The 25,256-nt window shown below is 69.3% G+C and carries 16 protein-coding genes and 4 tRNA genes; 13 read left to right on the top strand and 7 right to left on the bottom strand.

Annotated elements, in window-relative coordinates; genetic code table 11:
- Positions 1–44 precede the first annotated feature (44 nt).
- Entirely contained in the window at positions 45–635 is a 591-nt protein-coding gene (locus AB0E94_RS23840; RefSeq protein ID WP_360329527.1) for a TetR/AcrR family transcriptional regulator, read from the top strand.
- A 131-nt stretch (positions 636–766) separates the two neighbouring features.
- On the opposite strand, the gene AB0E94_RS23835 is transcribed toward AB0E94_RS23840, so the two are convergent.
- On the bottom strand, positions 767–1,483 hold the full coding sequence (locus AB0E94_RS23835; protein WP_360329525.1) for an alpha/beta hydrolase: 717 nt from the start codon (positions 1,481–1,483) through the stop codon (positions 767–769).
- Positions 1,484–1,719: 236 nt separating this feature from the next.
- Between AB0E94_RS23835 and AB0E94_RS23830 the strand changes: the two genes are divergently transcribed.
- The 4 genes from AB0E94_RS23830 (at position 1,720) to AB0E94_RS23815 (ending at position 6,253) form a co-directional block, all read left to right on the top strand.
- A complete protein-coding gene (locus AB0E94_RS23830) occupies positions 1,720–3,270 on the top strand; it encodes an ABC-F family ATP-binding cassette domain-containing protein (protein WP_360329523.1) in 1,551 nt (516 codons plus the stop codon).
- 182 nt (positions 3,271–3,452) lie between these two features.
- The gene (locus AB0E94_RS23825) at positions 3,453–4,817 is read left to right on the top strand and encodes a hypothetical protein (protein WP_360329521.1); all 1,365 of its coding nucleotides are present in this window, start codon (positions 3,453–3,455) and stop codon (positions 4,815–4,817) included.
- Positions 4,818–4,883: 66 nt separating this feature from the next.
- Positions 4,884–5,699, top strand: coding sequence for a MerR family transcriptional regulator (locus tag AB0E94_RS23820; RefSeq protein ID WP_360329519.1), 816 nt, complete (start codon positions 4,884–4,886; stop codon positions 5,697–5,699).
- On the top strand, positions 5,696–6,253 hold the full coding sequence (locus AB0E94_RS23815) for a GyrI-like domain-containing protein (protein ID WP_360329517.1): 558 nt from the start codon (positions 5,696–5,698) through the stop codon (positions 6,251–6,253). Before AB0E94_RS23820 ends, AB0E94_RS23815 begins: the two co-directional genes overlap by 4 nt.
- Before the next feature lie 94 nt (positions 6,254–6,347).
- Here the strand turns inward: AB0E94_RS23815 and AB0E94_RS23810 are convergent, their stop codons facing one another.
- The gene (locus AB0E94_RS23810) at positions 6,348–7,124 is read right to left on the bottom strand and encodes an NPP1 family protein (RefSeq protein WP_360329515.1); all 777 of its coding nucleotides are present in this window, start codon (positions 7,122–7,124) and stop codon (positions 6,348–6,350) included.
- A gap of 227 nt (positions 7,125–7,351) precedes the next feature.
- Here AB0E94_RS23810 and AB0E94_RS23805 point away from each other — a divergent pair, with 227 nt between their 5' ends.
- On the top strand, positions 7,352–9,547 hold the full coding sequence (locus AB0E94_RS23805) for a bifunctional diguanylate cyclase/phosphodiesterase (RefSeq protein WP_360329513.1): 2,196 nt from the start codon (positions 7,352–7,354) through the stop codon (positions 9,545–9,547).
- Here the strand turns inward: AB0E94_RS23805 and AB0E94_RS23800 are convergent.
- Positions 9,513–9,962: a DoxX family protein gene (locus AB0E94_RS23800; protein ID WP_360329512.1), complete on the bottom strand. Its 450-nt coding sequence runs from the start codon at positions 9,960–9,962 to the stop codon at positions 9,513–9,515. The two genes, AB0E94_RS23805 and AB0E94_RS23800, sit on opposite strands and share 35 nt — an antisense overlap.
- A gap of 290 nt (positions 9,963–10,252) precedes the next feature.
- Between AB0E94_RS23800 and AB0E94_RS23795 the strand changes: the two genes are divergently transcribed.
- The 3 genes from AB0E94_RS23795 to AB0E94_RS23785 all read left to right on the top strand — a co-directional run bounded on the left by AB0E94_RS23795 (position 10,253) and on the right by AB0E94_RS23785 (position 17,515).
- Positions 10,253–12,679, top strand: a complete 2,427-nt coding sequence (locus AB0E94_RS23795) for a beta-L-arabinofuranosidase domain-containing protein (protein ID WP_360329510.1) — start codon at positions 10,253–10,255, stop codon at positions 12,677–12,679.
- Between the two features lie 82 nt (positions 12,680–12,761).
- Positions 12,762–14,180: a glycoside hydrolase family 43 protein gene (locus AB0E94_RS23790; RefSeq protein WP_360329508.1), complete on the top strand. Its 1,419-nt coding sequence runs from the start codon at positions 12,762–12,764 to the stop codon at positions 14,178–14,180.
- A gap of 86 nt (positions 14,181–14,266) precedes the next feature.
- Positions 14,267–17,515 carry a hypothetical protein gene (locus AB0E94_RS23785; RefSeq protein ID WP_360329506.1) on the top strand — a complete coding sequence of 1,083 codons (3,249 nt, stop codon included), beginning with the start codon at positions 14,267–14,269 and terminating at the stop codon, positions 17,513–17,515.
- 104 nt (positions 17,516–17,619) lie between these two features.
- Here AB0E94_RS23785 and AB0E94_RS23780 read toward each other — a convergent pair whose 3' ends face one another.
- Genes AB0E94_RS23780 through AB0E94_RS23770 form a run of 3 tightly spaced genes read right to left on the bottom strand, consistent with a single transcriptional unit; the run spans position 17,620 to position 21,168 of the window.
- On the bottom strand, positions 17,620–19,260 hold the full coding sequence (locus AB0E94_RS23780; RefSeq protein ID WP_360329504.1) for a thiamine pyrophosphate-binding protein: 1,641 nt from the start codon (positions 19,258–19,260) through the stop codon (positions 17,620–17,622).
- A 12-nt stretch (positions 19,261–19,272) separates the two neighbouring features.
- The gene (locus AB0E94_RS23775; protein WP_360329502.1) at positions 19,273–20,046 is read right to left on the bottom strand and encodes a cyclase family protein; all 774 of its coding nucleotides are present in this window, start codon (positions 20,044–20,046) and stop codon (positions 19,273–19,275) included.
- 57 nt (positions 20,047–20,103) lie between these two features.
- Positions 20,104–21,168 carry a DUF4037 domain-containing protein gene (locus tag AB0E94_RS23770; protein WP_360329500.1) on the bottom strand — a complete coding sequence of 355 codons (1,065 nt, stop codon included), beginning with the start codon at positions 21,166–21,168 and terminating at the stop codon, positions 20,104–20,106.
- 192 nt (positions 21,169–21,360) lie between these two features.
- On the opposite strand from AB0E94_RS23770, the gene AB0E94_RS23765 reads away from it, so the two are divergent.
- The 4 genes from AB0E94_RS23765 (at position 21,361) to AB0E94_RS23750 (ending at position 21,684) form a co-directional block, all read left to right on the top strand.
- A tRNA-Asp gene (locus tag AB0E94_RS23765) sits at positions 21,361–21,432 on the top strand.
- Between the two features lie 11 nt (positions 21,433–21,443).
- Positions 21,444–21,517, top strand: a tRNA-Ile gene (locus tag AB0E94_RS23760).
- A gap of 12 nt (positions 21,518–21,529) precedes the next feature.
- Positions 21,530–21,603, top strand: a tRNA-Glu gene (locus tag AB0E94_RS23755).
- A gap of 5 nt (positions 21,604–21,608) precedes the next feature.
- Positions 21,609–21,684, top strand: a tRNA-Asn gene (locus AB0E94_RS23750).
- A gap of 74 nt (positions 21,685–21,758) precedes the next feature.
- Here the strand turns inward: AB0E94_RS23750 and AB0E94_RS23745 are convergent.
- Positions 21,759–25,226, bottom strand: coding sequence for a ThuA domain-containing protein (locus AB0E94_RS23745; RefSeq protein WP_360329498.1), 3,468 nt, complete (start codon positions 25,224–25,226; stop codon positions 21,759–21,761).
- Positions 25,227–25,256: the final 30 nt, after the last annotated feature.

Below are 25,256 nucleotides of genomic sequence, written 5' to 3'. Positions count from 1 at the left end.
CGCCGGGCGAGCGACGGACCGCAGGATGAGCGACGGACCACAGGATGAGTGACAGGCCCCGGCGTGGTGACGCCCGGATGCGCCGGGCGGCGTTGCTGGCCGCAGTCGGGGAGTTGCTGGCCGAGCGCGGGCCCGGGTTCCCGCTGGCCGAGGCGGCCGGGCTGGCCGGGATCTCGACCGCCACCGCCTACCGGAACTTCTCCGACACGGCGAGCGCGATCGACGCCTTCTATGCCGAGCTCAGCGGCGAACTTCTGGCGGCCTTCGACAGGCTGCCACCCGGCGCCGACCCGGTCGCCGACATCCGTGCGGCCTGCCGCGAGTGGGTGGCGCAGGCATCCCGGTGGGGTTCGGCCGCGGTGCACGTCCGCTCCCCGCGCGGCGTGCTGGCCCGGCGTGAGGACTCCTTCGTCGGCGGCCTCTACGAGCGACTCGGTGGCCTGGTCGGGCGGGCCGTCGACAGCGGCGCGGCGCCCGCGCAGGACGTCCGGTTCGCCGTCCTGATGTGGGTCACGATCTTCGACGAGCGGGTCGTCGTCGACCTGACCCACACCCTCGGCTGGACCACGCCGCAGGTCGCCGACCACCTGACCGGCGCCCTGCTGCGGGTCCTGGGCATCCCGCCGGCCGACTGACGGCGGCGCGGCGGCCACCGAATTGTCGTCACGGCCAGGCAGACGGCGGGCCGGGCAGGCGGCGGGCCGGGCAGGCGGCGGGCCGGGCAGGCGGCGGCCACCGTCAGGCGGCCGCCGAAGTGTTGTCGCGGTCAGCTGACCGCGGCGACCGCCTCCAGGATCGTCGCGGCGACCGCGGCCGGCTGGGAGACCGGCAGAGCGTGCCCGGCGCCCGGGATCTCCCGCTGGACGCGGCCTTCGGCCCGCTTCGCCATCCACCGCATGGCCTCGGCGGGAATGTTGCGGTCCGCGTCGCCCCAGATGAAGAAGCCGGGGACGGTACGCCAGACCGGCTCGCCAACAGCCAGTCCCTCAGTGAGCGCGGCCTCGGTGACCGGCCGCTGGGTGACCGCCATCAGCGCCGCGACAGCCGGGTCGACGTCGGCCGCGAACTGCTGCGGGAACTTCGGCACCTCGATCGAGAGTTCCACCCCGCCACCGGTCAGCGGACGAGGCACGACCGCCCCGCCGAGGGTGCTGCCCTCGAACTTCCCGGACAGTTCCAACGCGCTCTCCCCGGCGTCCGGGGTGAACGCGGCCACGTAGACCAGCGCCTTGACCGCCGCCTCCCCGGCCGCTGCCTGGGTGATGACCTGACCGCCGTACGAGTGACCGACAAGGATCACCGGCCGCCCGATCGAGGCGACCACGTCCCGCACGTAGGCGGCGTCACCGGACAGGCTGCGCAGCGGGTTCGCCACGGCCAGCGCGGTGACGCCGGCCGCGGCCAGTTCCGCCGCGACCGCGTTCCAGCTGGCCGACTCGGCGAACGCGCCGTGCACCAGGACGACGACCGGTTTCTCGGACATGACTACCTCCCGTGATGATTCGACGATCCCGGAACTTACGGAGGGCTTGTGGGCGCTCAGTGACAAACGAGTGCATCGCCGCCGGGCCGTTGAGCTATCGTTGCCGACGACCCGGAACAAGGAGAGAGACATGGCTGGGGACGACGACATCGCAGGGTGAAGACCCCGCCCCGGCCGCCCGCGTGGCGGCTGCCTTCGTCGTGCCCGGAAATCCGCTTCCATCCGTGGGGTGAGCCATGTCCTTTTCCGTCTCCGAACTCTCCTTTTCCTGGCCTGATGACACTCCTGTCTTCGACGGCCTGACCCTGACCGTCCCGGAGGGCCGCACCGGTCTCGTCGCGGTCAACGGCGCCGGCAAGTCCACCCTGCTCAAACTCGTGGCGGGCGACCTGACACCGGCCGGCGGCACGATCACCGTCCGCGGGACGCTCGGTTACCTGCCTCAGCATCTGCCGTTCGCGTCGGAGCAGACCGTCGCTCAGGTGCTCGGCGTCGACCGTACGATCGCTGCTCTTCATGCCATCGAAGGCGGCGACGCCGCCGAGGAGCATTTCGCGGTCGTCGGCAACGACTGGGACGTCGAGGAGCGCAGCCGTGCCGAACTCGACCGCCTCGGTCTCGGTGAGGTCACCCTCGACCGCCCGCTCGGCACCCTGAGCGGCGGCCAGGCGGTGTCCCTCGGTCTCGCCGCCGAGTTGCTGAAACGCCCGGATGTGCTGCTGCTCGACGAGCCCACCAACAACCTCGACCGGGACGCCCGGGAACGGCTGATCGGCGTGGTCCGTTCCTGGTCCGGGACGCTGCTGGTGGTCAGCCACGACCGGGAGCTGCTCGACGAGATGGACCGGATCGCCGCCCTCGACCACGGTGACGTGGACTGGCACGGCGGGAACTTCTCCTCCTACGAGGAGGCGGTGGCGGCCGGCCGGGAGACCCTGGACCGGCAGGTCCGCAGCGCCGAGCAGGACCTCAAACGGCAGAAACGTGAGGCCCAGCAGGCCCGGGAGCGGGCGGCCCGCCGTTCGTCGAACGCGTCACGCAACCTGGCCAGCGCCGGTCTGGCCCGGATCCACGCCGGCAACCTGAAACGCGGCGCCGAGGTCTCCGCGGCGCGGGCCGCCGACGTGCACGGCGACCGGGTCGGCCAGGCCCAGGCACGGTACGACCAGGCCAGCCGGGCCGCGAAGCAGGACGACCGGATCGTCCTCGACCTGCCGGGCACGAACGTCCCGGCCGGGCGTACCGTCTTCCACGGCGAGGCTCTGGCCGCCCGCTTCGGCGACCACGAGGTGTTCTCCGATGTGGACCTGATCATCCGTGGGCCCGAGCGGATCGCCCTGACCGGCCCGAACGGCGCCGGCAAGTCGACGCTGCTGCGGCTGATCGAGAAGAGCGCGGTGGGCCGGGTCGCCTACCTGTCGCAGCGGCTGGACCTGCTGGACCCGGAGCGGACGGTGGCCGGGAATCTGGCCGCGTTCGCGCCGGCGCTGCCCGACGCCGAGCGGATGAACCTGCTGGCCCGGTTCCTGTTCCGGGGCGCCCGCGCGCACCTGCCGGTGTCGGTGCTCTCCGGCGGCGAACGGCTCCGGGCCACCCTGGCGTGCATCCTGTTCGCCGAGCCGGCCCCACAGTTGCTGCTGCTGGACGAGCCGACGAACAACCTGGACCTGGTCAGCGTGGGTCAGCTGGAGAACGCGCTGAACGCCTATCAGGGCGCGTTCGTGGTGGTCAGTCACGACGAACGGTTCCTGGCCGAGATCGGTGTCGATCGCTGGCTGCAGTTGTGATCGTTTTTCTACCGACGGCGCCAGGATGATAGCGGCGCTGTGGGCGCCGGTGTGGGACCCGGGCGGCGGGGTCCCGCACCGGCATCTACTTTGGGATGGTTCTTGGACAATGATGTTGACTTCCCGGCGGTGAAGGAATCGCATGAAGGCCTCCAAAGAATCAACAGTGGGTGGAGGCACTCATGTCCCTTGAGTTGGACCGCAGGCTGGCCGATGTCGGCACCCGGTTCCGGATCTTCCCGCAGCCGCGGTTCCTGCGGAAAGCCGATGGATCGGGCCCGCTCTTTCCCGAGCCCGAGCTGGTCACCGTCTCCGTGCCGCCGGAGGACATGCAGGCCGGCCCGGGTGACGACCGGATGTTCGTGATCGACGCGATCGGGAAGCTGCCGTACAACAACTTCTTCCGGCCGCCCTTCCGTGGCAACCAGCGGCCGCCTGTGCAGCCCGGCTCGGACGGCCATTTCGATCACCTCGATCCGGCCGGCCGGGAATTCTCGGCGGCCACCATGTACGCCACCGTCCGGCGGGTCCTGGACATCTGGGAGGACTACTTCGGCCGTACGATTCAATGGCATTTCGAATCTGATTTCTCGCGTCTCGAACTGATCCCGCTGATCGAATGGGACAACGCCCAGTCCGGCTACGGTTTCCTGGAGTTCGGATTCGGGCGGAAGCCGAACGGGACCATCGATCACGACCGGCCGTTCTGCGAGAATTTCGACGTTCTCGCCCACGAGCTGGGGCACAGCATCATCTTCGCCGAGGTGGGGGTGCCGGCCAACCCGCGTGATGAGGCGATCGACTACGGCGGCATGCACGAGTCGGCCGGTGACCTGGTCGCGATCGTGGCGTCGCTGCACTTCCACTCGGTCGTCGACCTGCTGCTCGACTCGACGAAGGGCAACCTGCTCACCATCAACGGCCTGGACCGGGTCGGTGAGCTGTCGGACAGCCGGGAGATCCGGGTCGCGTTCAACTCCCGGCGCATGTCGGACGTCGGCGAGGAGCCGCACGACAGGTCGCTGCCGCTGACCGGCGCGATCTTCGACACCATGGTCGAGGTGTTCCAGCAGGACCTGGTGGCGAAGAAACTGATCAGCGAGGATCTGCGGAACCGGTCGACGAACCTGCCCGGCACCACGCAGGACCTCGACGAGATCCAGGCCGAGTTCACCGCCGCCTACACCGGCAACGAGGCCGCGTTCAAGGAGTCGCTGCTGCTCGCCCGCGACTACCTGGGCCGGCTGCTGGCTGTCACGTGGGGCCGGATCAAGCCGGACTTCCTCACCTACCACGGCATCCTGCGGGCGTTGCTGGCCGCCGACCGGGAGATCAGCGGCGGCGCGAACGTGGAGCTCATCCGCGCGTGTTTCGCCTGGCGGGAGATCGCCCCGGTGCCGACCTCGCTGATGCTGCGCCAGCACACCATCACCAGCTGCGGGTTCAGCCTCGGCAAAGGCGCGACCGTCCTCGGCGAGCCGGCCGCCGCAGACCGGCAGATCCCGGCGCCACGCGTCGACGGTGTCGCCTCCGTCACCCGGCTCTGAGCGACCTCCTCGGGGCTTGACTCTCCCGCCGGGGGAGACTGGAGGCTTCGGTGTGAAGGAGGAACCGTGGCGGACGACCTGATCCCGATCGGTCGTTTCTCCCGGATGAGCCGGTTGTCGATCAAGGCCCTGCGCTTCTACGACGCACAGGGCCTGCTCGCTCCGGCCCGGGTCGACCCGGCGTCCGGTTATCGCTGGTACCGGCGGTCACAGGCCGCGCGGGCCGAGGCGATCCGGGTGCTGCGGGCGGTCGACCTGCCAATCGGGGAGATCCGTGACCTGCTCGGCGACGACGATCCGGAGCTGATCGGAAAACGACTCTCGGCTCACCGGGAGCGGCTGCGGGCCCGGCTCGCCGAGCAGGAGCGGATGCTGCGGTTCCTCGAACGTCTCATCGATCGAGGAGGAAACCTCATGTCACCCGAGGTGACGGTAAAGGAAGTCCCGCCGGCCACGGTCGCGAGCGTGACGCTACGAGTCAGTCTGGTCACCATCGGCGAGGCCGTCCAGCGGGGCTTCGGCACGATCATCGGAGCCATCGGTACGGCCGGAGCGCACCCGATCGCAGCTCCGTTCCTCGTCTACCACGATGTGCTCGACGAGGGCGCCGAAGGTGAGGTGGAACTCTGCATCCCGGTTCCGGCAGGCACACCGGGTTTCCGGGAGATGCCCGGCGCGACGGTCGCGTCGATCGTCCATCGTGGCCCGTATGACGAGATCGCTCCCGCCTATCACGTGGTGACCGGCTGGATCGAGGAGAACGGCCGGAAACCCTGCGGGCCGCCCCGGGAGATCTACCTGAACGACCCGCAGACCGTCGCGCCGGACGAGTTGCTGACCGAGGTGCAGTTCCCGATCGAGCCCGGCGGCGACGATCGGTGAAGACCGACCACAAGCGGGAGCTCGCCTGCTACTCGGCGCGGCGTGGCCGGTTCGACCTCGTGGACGTGCCCGACCTGCGGTATCTCATGATCGACGGGTCCGGTGACCCCAACGGCGGTGCGTTCGGTGACGCGGCGGCGGCGCTCTATCCGGTGGCCTACCGGCTGAAGTTCGCCGCCAAGCGCCTGGGCCGCGACTACGTGGTGATGCCGCTGGAGGGCCTGTGGTGGGCCGACGACATGGACTCGTTCACCTCGTCGCGGGACAAGAGCCGCTGGCACTGGACCCTGATGATCATGGTGCCCGGGGAGGTCGACGAGTCGCTGGTCGACGGCGGCGTCCGGCTCGGCACGCTGTCCGAGGGGCGTTGCGTGCAGACCCTGCACATCGGCTCGTTCGACGACGAAGCCGAGACGCTGGACCGGCTGCACCACGGGTTCCTCCCGGCCAACGGCCTGCGGATGACCGGCCGCCACCACGAGATCTACCTGAGCGACCCGCGAAGGACCGCCCCGGAGAAACTCCGGACCATCCTGCGTCAACCGGTCGCCTGACCTGCCGCCCCGCCTGTGGTGGGCGGGGCGGACGGCGTACCTCAGGCGTCAACCGGTCGCCCCGCTTGTGGTGGGCGGGGGCGGACGGCGTACCTCAGGCTGAGGGGTTGAACGTGATGCCGGAAGGCATCGCCTCGGTGAGCAGATTGACGAAGTTGGCGTCCTTGAGGCCGAAATTGGCGCTGCCGAAGTCGTAGTTGCTCAGCGTGGTGCGGATGGCCGTGGTCGGGAAGCCGTTCCAGCCGACCAGCGACGGGTACTGCCAGGTCGCGTAGCCGTTCTCCGGCGGCTCGTCACCGGTGCCGGCCAGACGGAACGCGTGCGTGCTCACCCCGTCCTTGTGATAGACGATCTTCGGGTGGTTGCCGGTCCATCGCACCGCGCTCGCCGCCGCGATGTCGAAGTCACCGTGCGCCGACGTCGAGACGTACTTGGCCACGTCGTTCTGCACCCACACCACGACGTGCTCCCAGTCGTGCCGGTGGCCGCCGATCGAGCTGTTGGCGAGCGCCTGGTCCTTCTCGAAATACAGGCCGTACGCGATGGCGCACCACCCGTTGTTGCACTTGTACCGCGAGTAGCCGTTGGTGTTGTCCAGGTCGGCGTTGTCGTGACAGTCGCCGCTGAGCGAACCCGTCGGCTTGAGACCGCCGTTGACGACACCGGTCGGGCCGATCGCCGGGGTCGGGTAGCAGCCGTCGGTGTCGTAGTCGTACGCCGGCTGCCATTTGCTCTCGACCGCCTCGGCGTTGCCGGGCAGCTCAGCCGGGGGAGCAGCGAGCGCCGGGACGGCCGTGGCGGCCAGCAGGGCGAGCGCGCTGCCGGCGACGACCGCCGACCGGGCGGCCCAGCGGGGAGTGGTGGGGGACATCGGACTCCTCGGTATCGATCGGGGGGAATCGTTCCGTCGGATTTCCGCACGGCCGCCTGGATGGTGAGGCATCCACCGGGCTGCGCGGGGATCAACGCTCGGCGAACACCACTTCCACGGTCGGCCGGCGGCTTACCCGCCGGTAACAATCGATCAGCTTGGTGGTTCTGGCCCCCGGGGGCAAGAGTTTGTCTCATTTCCTCCGGCCGGGAGCCGACTGTGCGGAGGTGAGAAGGAGTTCAGCGGTACGCGCGAGGCCGGTGCCCCGCCATGTGCTGCTGGCCCTCGCCGCGATCCCGCTGGCACAGGTCGCGGGCGTGCTCGTCCCGTCCTGGTATCCGGCGATCCTCGGAGTGTCCCTGGCGGTGGCCGACGGGTTCGGCGTCTACTACCTGACCCGGGTGGCCCGGCTCGGCCTGAACGTGCTGCCCTGCCGGATCGGCGCGGTCGCCCGCGGGCTCGGCGTGGGCAACGCGGTGACGCTGACCGCCTGGCTGGCCGGCGGACCGGCCTGGCTGTGGTGGGCCGCGGTGGCCACCCACATCAGCGGGATGGCCCTGCTCGGGCTGTCGCTCGTGCTCGGTCCGCTGCTGCGGCTGAGCGGACCGCACCGGCAGGCCTTCATTGCCGAGATGGTGGCGGTCGGCGCGGCCGCGGTGATGGTGGTCTGGTTCTCCGGGCCGGACCCGGCGCAGTTGTCCGAGCGGTCCGGGCAGACCTGGAGCATCATCGGCGGCCTGCTCGTCGCCGACCTCATGCTGGCCATGGCGATCGCCGCGATGCTGCTGCGCGGCATGGTCACCCACTGGCTCGACCCGATCACCGTGCTGATCACCGGGATGGGTCTCGCGATCGTGGCCGACACCAGGTGGGCGACAGGTCTGCCGGCCGGGGTGGAACGCCTGGTCGAGCCGTCCGGCGGCATCCTCGTGGTGATCGCGCATCTGCTGCTCACGCTGTCGCCGCTGATGTCGGCGTCCGGAGTCGGCAGCGTCACCGACCGGGTCCGGCGCGCCGGACCACCCCGCTGGGTCGCTTACCTGCCGCTCGCCGCGCTGGTCACCGGGGTGGCGCTGCTGCTCGTGGTGATCGTGCGGACAGCCGGGTTCGTACGCTGGGGTGGCCTGGTCGTCGCGATGGCCGTCATGCTGGTCGCGGTGACGTTCCGCTACTGGATGTCGTTGCGCACCAGCCGGGCCCGGGCCGGCCGCGACCCGGAGACCGGGCTCTCCAACCGGGACGGGCTGAAAGAGGCGCTGGCCGCGGCGGTCCGCGGGCGCGAGCCGTTCGCCGTTCTGGCGATCACGGTGCCCGAGCCGCGGGCCCAGCACCGCATGTCGATGATCCTTCGCGGCCACGTCCGGGCCGACGATCTGGTCGCCCGGATCGGCCCGGCCACGTTCGGGGTGCTGCTGACCGACGCCGGTGTCACCGACGAGGCGACCGCGGCGGCGCAGCGGGTCCTGGCCGCGGCCGAGGACGACGGGCTCCGGTGCTCGATCGGGGTGGCGCTCGCCCGGCCCGGCGAACCCGCCCGGACCGTGCTGCGCAACGCCGAGATCGCGATGAGCCATTCCGCGCGGTCGGTGACGTCGACGTTCGCCATCCACGAGCCGTCGATGAACGACCGCCGGGCAGCCGACGCGGCGCTCGCCGAGGCTCTCGAGGGCGCGTTGCAGCGCGGCGAGTTCACCGTGCTCTACCAGCCGATCGTCGACCTCGCGACCGGCCGGGTGGTGGCCGCCGAGGCGTTGCTGCGCTGGCACCATCCGTTGCACGGCGCGGTGTCGCCGGCCACGTTCATCCCGGTGGCCGAACGGTCCGGGGAGATCGTCGGCATCGGACGGTGGGTGCTGGAACAGGCGGCCCACCAGGTCGCCGCCTGGCGTGCGGCGGGCGCCGACCTGTCGGTGACCGTGAACGTCTCACCCCGGCAGCTGCGGGAACCGCACCTGGCCCGGGACGTGCTCACCGTGCTGGAACAGGCCGGCGCGCCGGCGGACTGCCTGGTCGTCGAGGTCACCGAATCGGCGATGGTGGACGAGACGGCCGAGGTCGCGGCGCTGCGACGGTTACGGTCCGCGGGGGTCCGGATCGCCATCGACGATTTCGGTACGGGCTACTCGTCCCTGCAATACCTGACGCGCCTCCCGGTGGACGTCCTCAAGATCGACCGCAGTTTCGTGGCGCGGCTGGACGGCACCGCCGAGGGGGCGGCGATCGCCGAGGCGGTGATCCGGCTGGCCCAGATCCTGCGGCTGACCACGGTCGCCGAGGGGATCGAGACCGAGGGCCAGGCTTCGGAACTGCTGGCTCTCGGCTCGGAGCGGGGGCAGGGCTATCTGTTCTCGCGGCCGGTGGCGCCGGAGCGGGTGCTCGACGTGGCCGTCAGGCGGGCGCCTTCGCCTTCTCCTTCTCGGTGACCGTGGGGACCGAGGCACGCTGGTTGCGGATCAGCGCGTCGATCGACCACGGTCCACCGCCGAGGACGGCGATCAGCAGGAACGACCAGGAGTAGAGGGCGGGCGTGACCCCGCCGTTCTGGATCGGCATGAGCCCGTCCGGCTGGTGCACCACGAAGTAGGCGTAGGCCATCGACCCGGACGCCAGGATCGCGGCCGGTCGGGTGCCGAGCCCGACCAGCACGAGCAGGCCGCAGACGAGCTGGATGAGTCCGGCGTACCAGCCCGGCCATACGCCGACGGCCACCGGCTCACCCGTGCCGCGGCTGCCGCCGAGCAGGCCGAACACGGTGGCCAGCCCGTGGCAGGTGAACAGCAGGCCGACGACGACCCGGAACAGCAGCCAGGTGACGTCGGCGACGCGAGGGGAAGACATAATGCTCCTCTGTCGGGAAGTGGACAATCTGGAAATCCACCCTAAGTGCCCCAAGCGTCGCTATGAATAGATGATCTTAAATTTCCTCTAAGAACTCGAGATGACGGAAATCTATTCGTAACTAGTTCTACATCTTGCCGAAAACGTTTTCGTAAGGCAGCGTGTGCCGCAGGCGAGCCGCATCACGGGGGCGGGTCTGCCGAGGCTGCTCAGGAGTGCCGCACGCTGCATCTTTCCCGGGCGCCTCCGCTTCCCATGCATCGAAGAATCTCGATTGCAGAGGTGTCCTCATGCGTTTCAACCGTCGTACCGTCCTGATTGCCGGCGCCGCCGGGGCAGCGGGTGTTCTGTTGCCCACCGGACCGGCCCGAGCCGCCCGCCCCGACTTCGGTGTCTCGGCGTATCCGTTTCCCCTAACCGCCGTCCGCCTGGGTTCCGGCCCGTTCGCCGACAACGCCGGCCGCACCCAGTCCTACCTGCGCTTCCTGGACGCCGACCGGCTGTTGCACATGTTCCGGGTCACCGCCGGCCTGTCCTCGTCGGCGACCCCGTGCGGCGGCTGGGAATCACCCTCGACCGAACTGCGCGGCCACTCCATCGGGCACGTGCTCAGCGCGCTCGCCCAGGCCTACGCCAGCACCGGCGACCCCAGCTACCAGGTCAAGGGCGACTACCTGGTCGCGCAGCTCGCCCTCTGCCAGCGCTCGAACGGTTATCTCTCCGCCTACCCGGAGTCGTTCATCGACCGGGTCGAGACCGGGCAGCAGGTGTGGGCGCCCTACTACACCCTCCACAAGATCGTGCAGGGGCTGCTCGACTGGCATCTGCTCACCGGCAGCGCCCAGGCGCTCGCCGTGCTGCAGCGCAAGGCCGCCTGGGTGCAGGCCCGCAACAGCCGGCTCACCCACGCCCAGCGCCAGCAGATGCTGCGGGTCGAGTTCGGCGGCATCGGGGAGACCCTGTTCAACCTCTACCAGCTCACCGAAGACCCGGTGCACCTGTTCACCGCCCAGTACTTCGACCACGCCCAGGTGCTCGACCCGCTCGCTGCCGGGGTCGACGCGCTCGCCGGGTTCCACGCCAACACACAGATCCCGAAGGCCATCGCGGCGATCCGTGGTTACCACTCGACGGGCGACACGCGTTACCGCGACATCGCGGTCAACTTCTGGAACTTCGTGGTGCGCCAGCACTCGTACGCGATCGGCGGCAACTCCAACGGCGAGTACTTCCAGGCGCCGAACCGGATCGCGTCGGAGCTGTCCGACAGCACCTGCGAGTGCTGCAACACGTACAACATGCTGAAGTTGACCCGGCAGTTGTTCTTCACCGACCCGTCACGGGCCGCCGAGTTCATGGACTTCTACGAGAAGGCCCTCTTCAACCATCTGCTCGGCGCGCAGAACCCGAACTCGTCGCACGGCCATCACTGCTACTACGTGCCGTTGCGGGCCGGCGGGATCAAGACGTACAGCAACGACTACGACAACTTCACCTGCTGTCACGGCACCGGCATGGAGACCAACACCAAGTTCGTTGACAGCATCTACTTCCAGATCAACACGACGCTCTACGTCAACCTGTACATCGCATCAACATTGACGTGGTCAAGTCGAGGCGTCACGATCCGGCAGGACACCACGTATCCGGAGAGCCCGTCCACCCGGCTCACCGTGACGGCCGGTTCCGGCGCCTTCGACATGCGGATCCGCATCCCGTCGTGGACCAGCGGCGCCCAGGTTCGCGTCAACGGCGTCGTCACCGGAACGGCGACACCCGGCACGTACGTCTCGATCAATCGGACCTGGACCACCGGCGACGTCGTCGATGTCAGCCTCCCGATGACGCTGTCCCTCGAGCCCGCACCGGACAACCCGTCGGTGCGCGCGGTCAAGCACGGGCCGATCGTGCTGGCCGGCCAGTTCGGCAGCAACAACCTCAGCAGCCTGCCCACCCTCGACCCGGGCACGCTGACGGCGACCGGCACACCGCTGGAGTACACCGCCGGATCGGTGCTGCTCCGGCCGTTCTACAAGACACACGGCCAGCGCTACTCGGTCTACTGGAACGTCGCGAGCACGGCCCCGAAGGAGGCCCGCTACCCGTTCGACGAGACGTCCGGGACCGTCGCCGCCGACGCGACAGGCAACGGCTGGAACGGAGCCCTGATCGGCGGCGTCACCCGCACCGCCGGGCGCAGCGGCAACGCCGTCCTGCTCAACGGCGCCAACGGATACATCAGCCTGCCCGGCGGCATCCTGGCCGGGGTCGCCGCGTTCACCATCGCCACCTGGGTCCGCATCGACACCGCCGCGACCTGGACCCGGGTGTTCGACTTCGGCACCGGCACCGGCGCCTACCTGTTCCTCACCCCGCGCAGCAGCTCCGGCACCGCCCGGTACGCGATCAGCAACGGCGGCTCCGGCGCCGAACAGCGGATCAACGCCCCGGCCGCGCTCCCCACCGGAGCGTGGACGCACGTCGCGATCACCCACACCGGCAACCTGGGCGTCCTCTACGTCAACGGCACCGAGGTCGCCCGCAACACCGCCCTGACGGTACGCCCGTCCGCGTTGCCGTCCACCACCCAGAACTGGATCGGCCGCTCCCAGTACGCCTCCGATCCGTATCTGACCGCCGCCGTCGACGGGTTCCGGATCCACAGCCGGGCGCTGTCCGCGGCGGAGGTAGCTCAACTGTTTTCCACCGGACAGTGAGACCGGTTTCCGCCGGCAGTGAGACCGGGCCGTGAGACCGGACAGTGAGAGAGGCAGTTCGATGTCCAGAAGAAGACGAACAGTGGCGCTCTTCAGCGCGCTGCTCACCGCGGCCGCGGCGATAGCCGTGGGTACCCCCTCACAGGCCGCCAACCCGATCATCACCAGCATCTACACCGCCGACCCGGCCCCCCTGGTCGTCGGCAACACCATGTACATCTACGCCGGCCGTGACGAGGCGCCCACCGGCGGCAGCAACTTCGTGATGCGCGAGTGGCACGTGCTGTCCTCGACCGACGCGGCGAACTGGACCGACAACGGCGCCCGCGCCAACATCGCCACCTTCCCGTGGGCCGGCGCCGACGCGTGGGCCGGCGAGGTCGAGCCGCGAAACGGGAAGTACTACTGGTACACCTCGATCAACGGCAACGGCGCGGGCTGGATGAACATCGGCGTCGCCGTCGGTGACACCCCGCTCGGCCCGTTCACCGATGCCAAGGGCGGTCCGCTGATCAGCGACAGCACCGCCAACTCGTCAGGTCTCAACATCGACCCGACGGTCTTCGTCGACGACGACGGGCAGGCCTACATGTACTGGGGCGGCTACTGGTCGCCGCGTGCCGTGCGCCTGGCCAGCAACATGATCGACACGGTCGGGTCGGTGGTCACGCCGACGGGGCTCACCAACTACTGGGAGGCCCCGTGGATGTTCAAACGCAACGGCCTCTACTACATGATGTACGCCGCCAACGACACCAGTGGCTGCGTCACCAACTCCAACTACGCCTGCCAGCGGTACGCGACCGCGACGAACCCGATGGGGCCGTGGACCCACCGGGGCATCGTGCTCGGTCAGGTGTCGTCGACCACCAACCACGCCGGGGTCGTCGAGTTCAACGGCCAGTGGTACATCGTCTACCACAACGCGAACGCGCCGGGTGGTGGCAACTTCCGCAGGTCGGTGGCGGTCGACAGGCTCTACTTCAACGCTGACGGGACGATCCAGCAGGTCGTGCAGACGACCACCGGCCCGCCGCCGAACCCCGGTGGCGGAGGAGGTGGCAGCGGCACGAACATCGCGCCGTCCGCCACCGCGACGACGTCCTACGTGTCGTCGTGGGAGAGCCTGGCCGCGGTCAACAACGGTGGCACGCCGGCGAACTCGCAGGACCGGTCGAACCTCGCCTACGGCAACTGGCCGCAACAGGGCACGCAGTGGATCGAGTACACCTGGCCGACCGCGCAGTCGATCAACAAGAGCTCGGTCTACTGGTTCGACGACAACCAGGGGATCGACTTGCCGGCGTCGTGTGCATTGCAATATTGGAACGGCAGTCAATATGTAGCGATTCAACTCCAGTCAACATGTGGCGTCGCCGGCAATGTTGAGAACGTCAACACGTTCGCGAGTGCGGTCAACACGACGCGCCTCCGGCTGCAGATCACCTCACGCAGCGGATTCTCGACAGGCGTGCTCGAGTGGAAGGCATTCCAGTCGTGAGCCGGCCAGACGCGACAGAGCGCGACGCGACGCGACGGAGCGGGCGGCGGCTGTTCGGCAACGTGCGGCGCGGGTGGGCGTACACGATGAGCTTGACGTTGATCGCGGCCTCGCTCTCGATCAACCCGCAGCCGGCTCTGGCCGCGCAACCCATCGGCTTTCCGACCTTCGGCAATGCCGGCTCGATCCCGGCGCCGCCGGTCGGCTACACCACAGGCGACACGATGCGGGCCATCTACGACGCCGAGTCGAGTGGCACCGACTTCTGGATGGACCGCCTGCTGGCCCGCACCGGCAACGACCCGGCCGGCACCTGGCTGATGACCCGCGGCCGGGCCGCGTACATGAACACGCACACCCCGTCGGTGATCGGTTTCGGTGGCAACGCCGCGTACTGGGACAACATCTCCAGCCAGAACGCCTACGCCATCACCGCGTCCACCGGCACCTTCACCGAACAGGCCGCCCAGCGCCGGCAGACACCCAGCCACTGGCGCAGCGTGCACACCAGCGGCACGATGCGGCTCGACGTCACCAAGTTCATCACCGACAACAACGTGCTGGTCACGAACGTCGCCGTGGTCAACAACGGCAGCGCCTCGACGACCCTGACACTGAACGCCACGTCGCCCTACGCGACCACCGTGAGCGGCACCGAACTGACCGGCACCCGGGCCGTGAAGAACAACCTGACGACCCTCTACCCGCGGTTCTCCGGCGACGGGTTCACCGCCGCCAACGGGGCGCTCAGCCGATCAGTGACGGTCGCGGCCGGGCAGACTGTCACCGTCAAGGTGCAGCTCGGCTGGGTCGCCAACGAGATCCCGGCGTCCCGCACCGAGTACGACGCCTATCGCGCCCGGACACCCGCCGACGCGTTCGCCACCCACGTCCGCACGTACAACAAGTGGTGGGCCGACAACGTCCCCTACATCGACGTGCCGGACGCGGCGATCAAGAAGAACATCTACTACCGCTGGTGGCTGATGCGCTTCAACCACCTCGACGCCGACATCCCCGGCCAGGACTTCCAGTTCCCGCAGTCGATCGAGGGCGTCACCGGCTACAACAACGCGATCGCGCTCACCCAGCCGATGCACATCGACGACCTGAAGTATCTGCGCAGCCCGGAGTACTCCTACGGCCCGTACCTGGCGGTCGGCCAGTACTCGGCGAACGGCCGGTTCGTCGACAACCCGGGCGACCCGGAGAACTGGTCCAACTCGTACACCCAGTACATCGCCGAGGCGGCGTGGCGGGCCTACCAGATCCACGGCGGGCAGCCGGCGATGCTCAACAACTTCGCCCGCTATGCCGAGGGTGACGCCAAGGGCCAGCTCGCCACCTACGACACCAACAACAACGGCGTCATCGAGTACGACTGGGGCGCGATGACCGGCAACGACGCCGACGCCGTGTCGTTCCACTGGCGGGCCGGCAACCTGGACCGCGCCGAGACCGCCTACGTGTGGAGCGCCGCCAACGCCGCCCGCGACGCCTACACGCTGTCCGGCAACACGGCCAAGGCCACCGAGATGCAGACTCTCGCCGACCGGATCCGCAACGGCGTGATCAACACACTGTGGAACCCGGACCGGCAGCTGCTGGAACACAAACACGTCTCCACCAATGCGTTCGTGCCGTGGAAGGAGATCAACAACTACTACCCGTACGCGGTCGGGCTGATGCCGAACACCGCGCAGTACCGGGAGGCGCTGCGCCTGTTCGCCGACGCCGCCCAGTACCCGATCTTCCCGTTCTACACCGCCAACCAGGTCGACAAGGCCGCGGCGGCAGCCGCCGGGAACCCGGGCAGCAACAACTTCTCCACGATCAACTCCACGGTGCAGTTCCGGCTCTACTCGTCGGTGCTGCGCAACTACCCCAACTCGTGGATGAACACCGACGACTACAAGAAGCTGCTCTACTGGAACGCCTGGGCACAGTACGTCGGCGGCGACACCAACTGGCCGGACGCGAACGAGTTCTGGGCCGACTGGAACGGCAGCGCCATCACCTACCGCTCGTGGATCCACCACAACATCCTCGGCAGCAGCAACTGGACGATCATCGAGGACGTCGCCGGGCTCCGGCCGCGCAACGACGCCCAGATCCAGCTGTCGCCGATCAACATCGGGTGGAGCCATTTCGCGGTCAACAACCTGCGCTACCGCAACGCCGACCTGTCGATCGTCTGGGACGACCCGGCCGACGGCGTCACCAGGTACACCGGGGTGCCGCAGGGCTACTCGATCTACCTGAACGGGACCCGGGTCGCGACGCTCAACCAGCTCGTCCCGTTCACCTACAACCCGGCGACCGGGGCCGTCACCACCACCGGAACCGTCGCGTTCAGCACCGCGTTCGCGTCCCTCCAGGCGCCGCAGAACGTGGTCCAGAGCGGGGCGCGCGTGGTCGACATCTTCGCCAAGGCGGGCGTCGACCTCACCTCGACCCGGCCCAACCTGGCGACCGGGGCGACCGCGTCGGCGTCGTACACCACCTCCGGCACGACGGTGGCCGGCGCCATCGACGGGCTGCCCACCAACGCGCCGCTGTGGGGCAGTTACGGCAGCGCCAACGCGACCGACTGGTACGAGCTCAACTTCGGCAGCACCGCCCGTACCGTCGACGAGGCCTGGCTCTACTTCCGCAACGACCGGGCCGGCAACCGGTACCGGCCGCCGGCCGGCTACAACGTCCAATACTGGAACGGCAGCGCCTGGGTCAACGCGGCCTCGCAGGTCAAGACACCAGGCACGGCCCAGTCCAACTTCAACAAGGTCACCTTCACCGCGGTCAGCACGACGCGGCTGCGGGTCCAGTTCACCCAGCCGTCCGGCAGCACGAAGACCGGGCTGACCGAGATCAAGCTGTACGGGCAGGGCACCGTCCCGCCGAATCCGAACCCCAACCTGGCGACGTCGGCGACACCCAGCGCCTCGTACACGTCGTCGTGGGAGAGTGTCGCCGCCATCAACGACGGGATCGACCCGCCGTCGTCGAACGACACCGTCAACCCGCGCTGGGGAACCTGGCCCAACCAGGGTCAGCAGTGGGCCGAACTGACCTGGCCGACAGCGCAGAACCTGCAATCGGCCCAGGTCTACTTCTTCGACGACAACCAGGGCATCGACCTGCCCGCGTCGTGGAAACTCCAGTACTGGAACGGCACCGCCTACGTGGACGTGCCGTCGGCGAGCGGCTACCCCGTCGTCGCCAACCAGTACAACACCGTCACGTTCGGCCAGGTCGGCACCACCCGGTTGCGGGTGGCGCTGACCAGCGGCGCCGCGTCCGTCGGCCTGCTGGAGGTGAAGGCCTTCGCCAGCTGACGAGCCGGTGAGCAGCAGGGTGGCCGTCCGGGTGCGGGCGGCCACCCCGCCGTCCGGGTGCGGGCGGCCACCCCGCCGTCCGGATCCGGGCGGCCACCGCCGTCTCAGTGGCCGCGGAACGCCTCCTCCAACCACCACGACGGATGCTCGGCGGTGACCTTCGCGTCCACCACCATCGGCACGTCACGTGGCCCGGCCAGCCAATCCCGGACCAGATCAAGATCTTCCGGCTTGCGTACGGTCACTGCCGCGCACCCGTGCCCGCGCGCGACGGCGGCCAGATCCGTCTCCGGGAACACCACCGTGGACAGCACATGCCCGGCCGGCCCGAAATGGTGCACCTCGGCCCCGTACGCCTCGTCGTTCCACACCACGATCAGCATCCCGAGACCGAGCCGCCGGATCGTGTCGAGTTCGGCGATGCCCATCAGGAAACCGCCGTCCCCGCACGCCGCGACCGGCAGCCGACCGGGGCTCGCCAGGGCCGCCCCAAGTGCGCTGGCCAGCCCGAGCCCGATCGACTGGAACGCCTGGGTGAACACGAAACCCTGATGATCCGGAACGGACAGGAACATCGACGGGTAGCCCATGAAGTTGCCCGAGTCGACGGCGATCACCCGTTCCGTCGGGAGCATGTCGTCGAGGGTGATCGCGAGGGTCCGCGGGTCGATGTGGGACTCGTCGCCGGTGTCGTCGTACCCGACGTCACGCCAGCGGCTCCGGTCGCGCAGCCTCTCCCGTACCGCATCGGTCCGATAGGCCTCGCGCTGATCGGGGAGCGCGGCCGTGACAGCGACCGCCGTCAATCTCGCGTCCCCGCAGACACCGAGGTCGAGACGATGATGGGCGCCGAAGGCGGCCGGATCGAGATCCACCTGGACGACCGTGGTGTCCGGCCCGATCAGCGAACCGTGCCGGCTCGTCCACATGTTCAGCGACGCGCCCCAGGCCACCACGACGTCCGCGTCCCGGATCAGCTCGGCCGCCAGCGGGGTGGCGAAACCACCGGATACGTCCAGGTTCCAGGCGTCGCCGGCGAACAGCCCCTTGGCCGCCGCCGACGTGGCCAGCAGCGCGCCGGACGCCTCCGCCAGCGCCGCCAGCTCGGCGCGGGCGGCGACCGCGCCGCGCCCGGCGATGAACACCGGCCGCCCGGCATCCTTCAGCAGATGGGCAAGAGCGGTCACCGCGTCGTCGGACGCGCGCGGCGGCTGAGTCGCCGGAGCGGGCGGGACCTCGGCCGGTTCGGCGGTCGCGGCCTGCACGTCCAGCGGCAGGTTGAGCACGACGGTGCGCCGCTGCTGGACCGCGGTCCGCCAGGCGCGGGTCGTGTCGGCCACCGCCGACGCCGGCCCGTGCACCCGATCGCTGACCGCCCCGACCGCCTGCGCCAGCGCGTCCTGATCGACCCGGAAGTTCGAGCGCACCGCGGTCGCGGCCGGCTCGGCCGCCAGGACCAGCAGCGGGGTGCGGCTCTTCGCCGCCTCCGTGATGCCGGTCATCGCGTTGGTCAGCCCGCAGCCCTGATGCACGGTGATCACCCCGGGCCGGCCGCTGACCCGCGCATACGCGTCCGCCGCGGTCGCCGCCCCGCCCTCGTGGCGGGTCGCGACGAACCGGGCGCCGTGCGCGACCAGCGCGTTCGTGACGTGGAAGTTCCCGCTGCCGACGACCCCGAAGACCAGGTCGGCGCCGAGTTTCGCGAGGGTCTCGCCGACGACGTCGGCAACCGTCCGGTCACTCACTCTTCGACTCGCTCACTTCTCCACGAGGGCGAGGACACGAACCGGGCTGCCGGACCCGCCGACGATCGGCAGCGGGGGAGCGATCACCACGGCGCCGGTCGGCGGCAGCCGATCCAGGTTGCGTAGCTGCGTCAGCCCGTACTTGCCCGCCCCGAGCAGGTAGGAGTGGCACGGGAACGGCGGGTCGAACGAGTGCGCGGCCCCGGCGTCGGTGCCGACCGTCTCCACCCCGAGGCCGATCACCGGCGACTCCTCGGCCAGCCACTTCGCGGCTTCCACCGAGACGCCGGGGGTGTGCGGGCCGGTGTCGTTCGCGTTCAGGAACGCCTCCTGGTCACCCGACCGGGTATCCCATCCGGTACGCAGCAGCAGCCACCCGCCCTCCGGCAGCGGCCCGTGCGTGGCCTCCCACTCACGGATGTGCTCGATCTCGAGCAGGAAGTCGGGATCCTTCGCGGCCCGGTCGGCGACATCGACGACCGCGGCCGGCGCGATCAGCCGCCGCACCGGCACCTGCGAAACGTCGTCACCGTCGCGGCCGGTCACCCAGTGGACCGGCGCGTCGAAGTGGGTGCCGGTGTGCTCGCCCGTGTGGATGTCGTTCCAATACCAGGCCGGGCCGCGGTCGTCGTACCGGCTGATCTCCTCCAGACCGAACGGGATCGTGTTCGCGAACGGCGGCGGCAGCTGAAGGATCGGCGTTCCCGCGGACAATGGCGCGGTCAGATCGACGACCTCGATCGTTCCACCGCGGACACCTGTCAGCAGGGCCTGCAGAATGCTCATCGGCAAACCCTACGGCCGCCACGTTCCGCGCGGCAGGCATCGACACGGACTTCGGCCTTACGGGGCGATCGCGGCTCGCATGATTCGCCGGGCCAGACCCGGATTCTCCAGAAGGTCCGTGCTGTCGCCGAACTGGTCGATGGCCCCGATTCCGGGTGTTTCCCCGATCAGCGCCGCCGCGAATCGGCCCGCGTCGATCACCGGGAACGGGCGGTCGAAATAGCGGCGCCGGATCGCCTCGACCGGTTCGGCGACACCGAGCCGGTTCTGCCAGACGCCGGCCATCTCGTAGGCGTCACAGAGCGCCGCCTGGCGCTGCTCCGCATCACCGGCGGCAAGGGCACGGTGCAGCGCGGCGGCGATTCCGGCCGCCTCCGGCAATGCGGTGAAGGCCTTTCCCAACCATTTGCTGTACGGCGGGAAGCGCCGCGCCAGCAGAAGCGACAACCGCATCACGTCCCGGGCCAGCCGTGCCGCCACCACCCGGCTGCCCAGTTCGTCCCCGGTTTCCGCGGCCCGCCCGACGAACGCCTCCTCCTGCCCGATCCGTGCCCACTGCGCGGCCAGCACCTGACGCCACACGTCGTCCGGATACCAGCGCAGCCGCTCCCGCAGCGCCGTGAGCTCGCCGACCCCGTCGTGGAACACCGCCCCGCCAACGGTTTCGGCGAGCCGCTGCGTGGGCGTGGCCAGCCAGTCCACGGTTTCCGGCACCCGGCGGGCGTCGAACCCGAGCCGCTCGATCGACCAGCTCCCGACGTCGGTGAGGTGCACGCGGTGCGCGACCGGCCCGTCGGTGGCGGTCATCACCCGGACCCGGGCGTCCGCCGGCTCGAAGTTGGTCGGCCACCCGCGTACCTGCCTGGGCAGACGTTCGGTGAGCAGCGCGGACAGCCCGGCGCCGTGCCGGGCCACGTCGTCCGGCCGCAGGAACAGCTCCAGCCGCGGCCCCCAGTCGTGATCCACCGAGCGTGGCGTGTCGAAGCCGAGCACCTCCGAACCCGGCCCGACCCGCGCGGCCGCATGCGGCAGCCCCGGATAGGCGTCGTCCAGCAGCGGGCGGACGGCCTCGGCGTAGAAGATCCGGCACAACTCCAGGCCGGGCATGAAGTCGGGAAGCACGATGCCACGTTAATTGCGTTGCCCGGGTTCGGCGATCCACATACTGTTGCCACCAGTTCCACACCGAACTCGAACGGGGAGACCGAGATGAACGCGATCAATGAAGATATTCAGCGGCGGCGCCGATAGATCGCTCCAGCGTTCGGTCGAGCCGCCCATTCCACACCGGAATAGGGCGGTTCTTTGTATCCAGCCCCGTTAGCTCAATGGGAGAGCACCCGCCTGTCGAGCGGGGGGCCGCCGGTTCGATCCCGGCACGGGGCGCGCAACACAATGTCGCCGTAGCTCAGCTGGTCGGAGCGCCGATCTGATAAGTCGGAGGCCGGTGGTTCGAACCCACCCGGCGACACGCAACAATTTTGGCGCGGTGGACGAAAGGTAGAGTCGCCCGGCTTTCACCCGGGACACGTGCGGGTTCGAATCCCGTCCGCGCTGCACGATCCGGCGTCGCCCAACGGCAGGGCACCGCACTGTTAATGCGCACAGGTGAAGGTTCGAATCCTTCCGCCGGAGCCACCCCACCGAACGGCACAGGCAGGGCGCGGGGACCGCCGAAGGTCCCCGCGCCCTGTCGTGCGCGGTCTACCCGATCAGCTGTGGACCTCGAGCTCGAACAGCGAGTAGCCCCAGACCGTGCCGCGAGCCGTACCGTTGATCCGCACGTAGCGGCCGGTTGCGGCCAGCGCGGTGTTGTCGTCCACCCCACCGTCGCCGCCGGTGACCGTCCGGACCGTGGTCCAGGTCGTCCCGTTCGCCGATGTCTGGATCTGGTATCCCGAGCCGTAGGCCGCCTCCCAGGTCAGCTTGACCCGATCGATCGGGTACGACTGACCGAGGTCGACCTGGATCCACTGCGGGTCGGCGAAGGCACTCGACCACCTGCTGGTCAGCGATCCGTCCACCGCGGCGGAGGCCGGGTAGGCGACCGCCTCGGTGCTCGACGCCGTCGCCGGCTTGTTCAACGCCAGGTTCGCCGACGGCGGTTGCGTCGTGCCGGAGGTGAACGTGAAGTCGTCGACGTCGAACAGCGATCCCGCGCCGCCGGTGAACACCAGGTACAGCTGGCGCGTACCGGTCGGTGGGTTGATCGTCCCGGTGACGTCGATCCACGTCTCCCAGCCACCGGTCGGGGCGACCTGCACCGTGCCGGCCACCGGGCCGGTCGGCGAGTCGGCCCGCACCGTCAGTGTGCCACCGACGCCGGCCGAGGCGACCCGCGCTTTGATCCCGGTGACACCGGCCAGGTTGTACGGCGTGAAGGAGATCCAGTCGCCGTTCTCGATGTAGCCGACGGCGTTGCCGCCGTGGGCGCTGGCCTTGGCGGCGACCTGGACGCCGTTCATGGTGCCGAAGTGCTCGGCCTGCCGGGTCCGCGGCTGCAGCACGTGCTGATCCTGGACCGCGACCCCGCTGACCGGGGTGTACACGGCGGCGAGCACCCCGAAGATGTTCGCGCTCACGTCGTGCTCGCCGTCCACCGTGGTCTGTATCGACCCGGTGCAGCCGGTCTTGCTGGTGATCGGGTGGCCGTGGCTGTCGTGGCCCAGGATGTAGTTGACCACGACCCGGCTGCAGTCGATGGTGCCGGCGTTCGGGTCGGTGACCCTGACCTCGAACGGCACCAGGTCACCGGGCTGGAACACCGATCCGTCGGGCGGTGCGATCAACTGGACGGATGGCCGGCCGACCCCGATGACAGTGCTGGCCGTCGAGGTTCGGCCGCCGCTGTCCCGTACCGTCAGCGTCGCGGTGTATTCGCCGTTCGCCGGATAGGTGAACGTCGGGTTGGCCGCCGTGGAGTCGGTGCTGCCGTTGCTGGTGAAGTCCCAGGCGTACGTGATCGGGTCGCCGTCCGGGTCGTTGCTGCCCGCCGAGCTGAACTGCACGGCCAGCGGCGCGGCGCCGGAGGACGGGGTGGCGGCGATCTGTGCGATCGGTGCCCGGTTCCCGCCGGTGCTGTACTCGATCCGGTAGAGAGCCGAGTTCTCGTCGCCGCCGAACCAGGTGGTGCCGTAGTCGAGCACGTACAGGGCGCCGTCCGGCCCGAACTCCATGTCCATGATCGCGGTTCCGGACCACGGGATCGGCTCGATCGCGCCGGCCGTGCCGTTGGCGTTCAGGGTGACCGCCTTGATCCAGCGGCTGGTGAACTCGCCGATGAAGGCCTTCCCGTTGTAGGACGCCGGGAACTTGACGTCGGAGGCCAGGCCTGCGTTGAAGTTGTAGACCGGCCCGGCCATCGGCCCGCCCCCGCCCAGCTCGGGCCGCCAGGGGCCCTGCCCGCCGTAGGGCAGCCAGGCCGCCTGGGACGGCGGCATTTTGGTGATGCCGGTGTTGTTCCGCGAGTTGTTCGTCGGCCCACCGGCACAGTCGTACGGACCTGACGACGGCCCGCTGGGGAACGTGAACTCCTGGTACGGGGTGTTGTAGTTGGAGCAGTACGGCCAGCCGTAGAAGCCCGGCTGGGTGATCCGCTCGAACGAGACGGTGCCCGCCGGCCCGCGCTGCGGGTCGGCCGAGCCCGCGTCGGGGCCGTAGTCCCCGAGGTAGACGACCCCGGTGGCCTTGTCGACGCTCATCTTGAACGGGTTGCGGAAGCCCATGGCGTACACCTCGGGCCTGGTGTTCGCCGTGCCCGGAGCGAACATGTTGCCCGCCGGGACGGTGTAGCCGCCCGTCGCACCCGGCTTGATCCGCAGGACCTTCCCGCGCAGGTCGTTGCTGTTGGCCGAGGTGCGCTGCGCGTCGTAGGCGGGGTTGCGGTCGGCCCGCTCGTCGATCGGCGCGAAACCGGCCGAGTCGAACGGGTTGGTGTCGTCACCGGTGGACAGGTACAGGTTGCCGGCGGCGTCGAAGTCGATGTCACCGCCGACGTGGCAGCACAGCCCACGGCTGGTCGGCACGTCGAGGATCGTCACCAGCGAGGCCGGGTCGATCGTGTTGTCGTCCCGCACGGTGAGCCGGGCCAGCTTGTTGGAGCCGTTGAACGGGGCGAACTGCGCCGCCGTGCCGGTGGACGGAGCGTCACCGCCCGGCGTGCTGAGTGGTGGCGCGTAGTAGACGTACACCCAGCGGTTGGTGGCGAAGTTCGGGTCGGCCTTGATGCTCTGCAGACCCTCCTCGTCGTGGCTGTAGACCGGCAGCGTCAGGGCTACCTTGGTGTTGCCGTTGACGTCGGTGTACCGGATGACGCCGTTGCGCGAGGTGTGCAGCACACCCCGGTTGGGCAGCACGGTGATGCCCATCGGCTCACCGGTCTCCGCCACGCCCTTGGCCAGAGTCACCTGGCTGAACGTGCCGCCGGGAGCCGGCACCGAACAGTTGCCGATGTTCTGCGCCGCGTATTTGATCCCGCCGAGCAGGTGGGTGCGGAAGTTGGCCTCCGCGTAGCTCTCGGCGGTGTGGCCGAGGCCGGTGTACCAGGAGCGGCCACCGTCGTAGGGCCGGCACCACGAGATCGGGTGGTCGCCGTTCATGGTGCCGCCGGTGTAGGTGGCCTCGTTGAGATTCGCGAGGACGTGCACCTGGGAGCGCGGGTTGGTGCGGTAGTTGTACCACTCGTCGGTTCGGTTCCAGTTCGCCGGAATGCCCGCGTTGGACGGGTGAGCGGTGTCCTCGATCCGGACGGTGGCCGGCTGGATCGCCGGGTGGCCGGAGAAGTACGCGCCGACGACGTTGCCGTACCACGGCCAGTCGTACTCGGTGTCGGAGGCGGCGTGCACGCCGACATAGCCGCCGCCGGCGCGGATGTAACGCTCGAACGCGGCCTGCTGGGTCGCGTCGAGCACGTCGCCGGTCGTGGACAGCCAGATGACCGCCCGGAACCTGGCCAGGTTCGTATCAGTGAACTGGGCGGCGTCCTCGGTCGCCTCGACCGTGAAGTTGTTCTGCGCGCCCAGTTGCTGGATCGCGGTGATTCCTGCCGGGATCGCGTCATGCCGGAACCCCGCGGTTTTGCTGAAGATCAGCACCGAGAAGTCGGCCGCGAATGCCGGGGCGACGTTGACGCCTGCCCCGGCCAGTACAAGAGCGACGATCAGCAGCACTCTGCGAATCATGATCGGTTGGATACCTCTCGTGAGGAAGCA

The organism is Actinoplanes sp. NPDC026670 (genome assembly GCF_040638175.1).
In the GTDB taxonomy this organism is placed as follows: Bacteria; Actinomycetota; Actinomycetes; order Mycobacteriales; family Micromonosporaceae; genus Actinoplanes.
The sequence above is the reverse complement of the archived record's forward strand: the minus strand, read 5'-3'. Positions and strand labels throughout refer to the sequence as shown.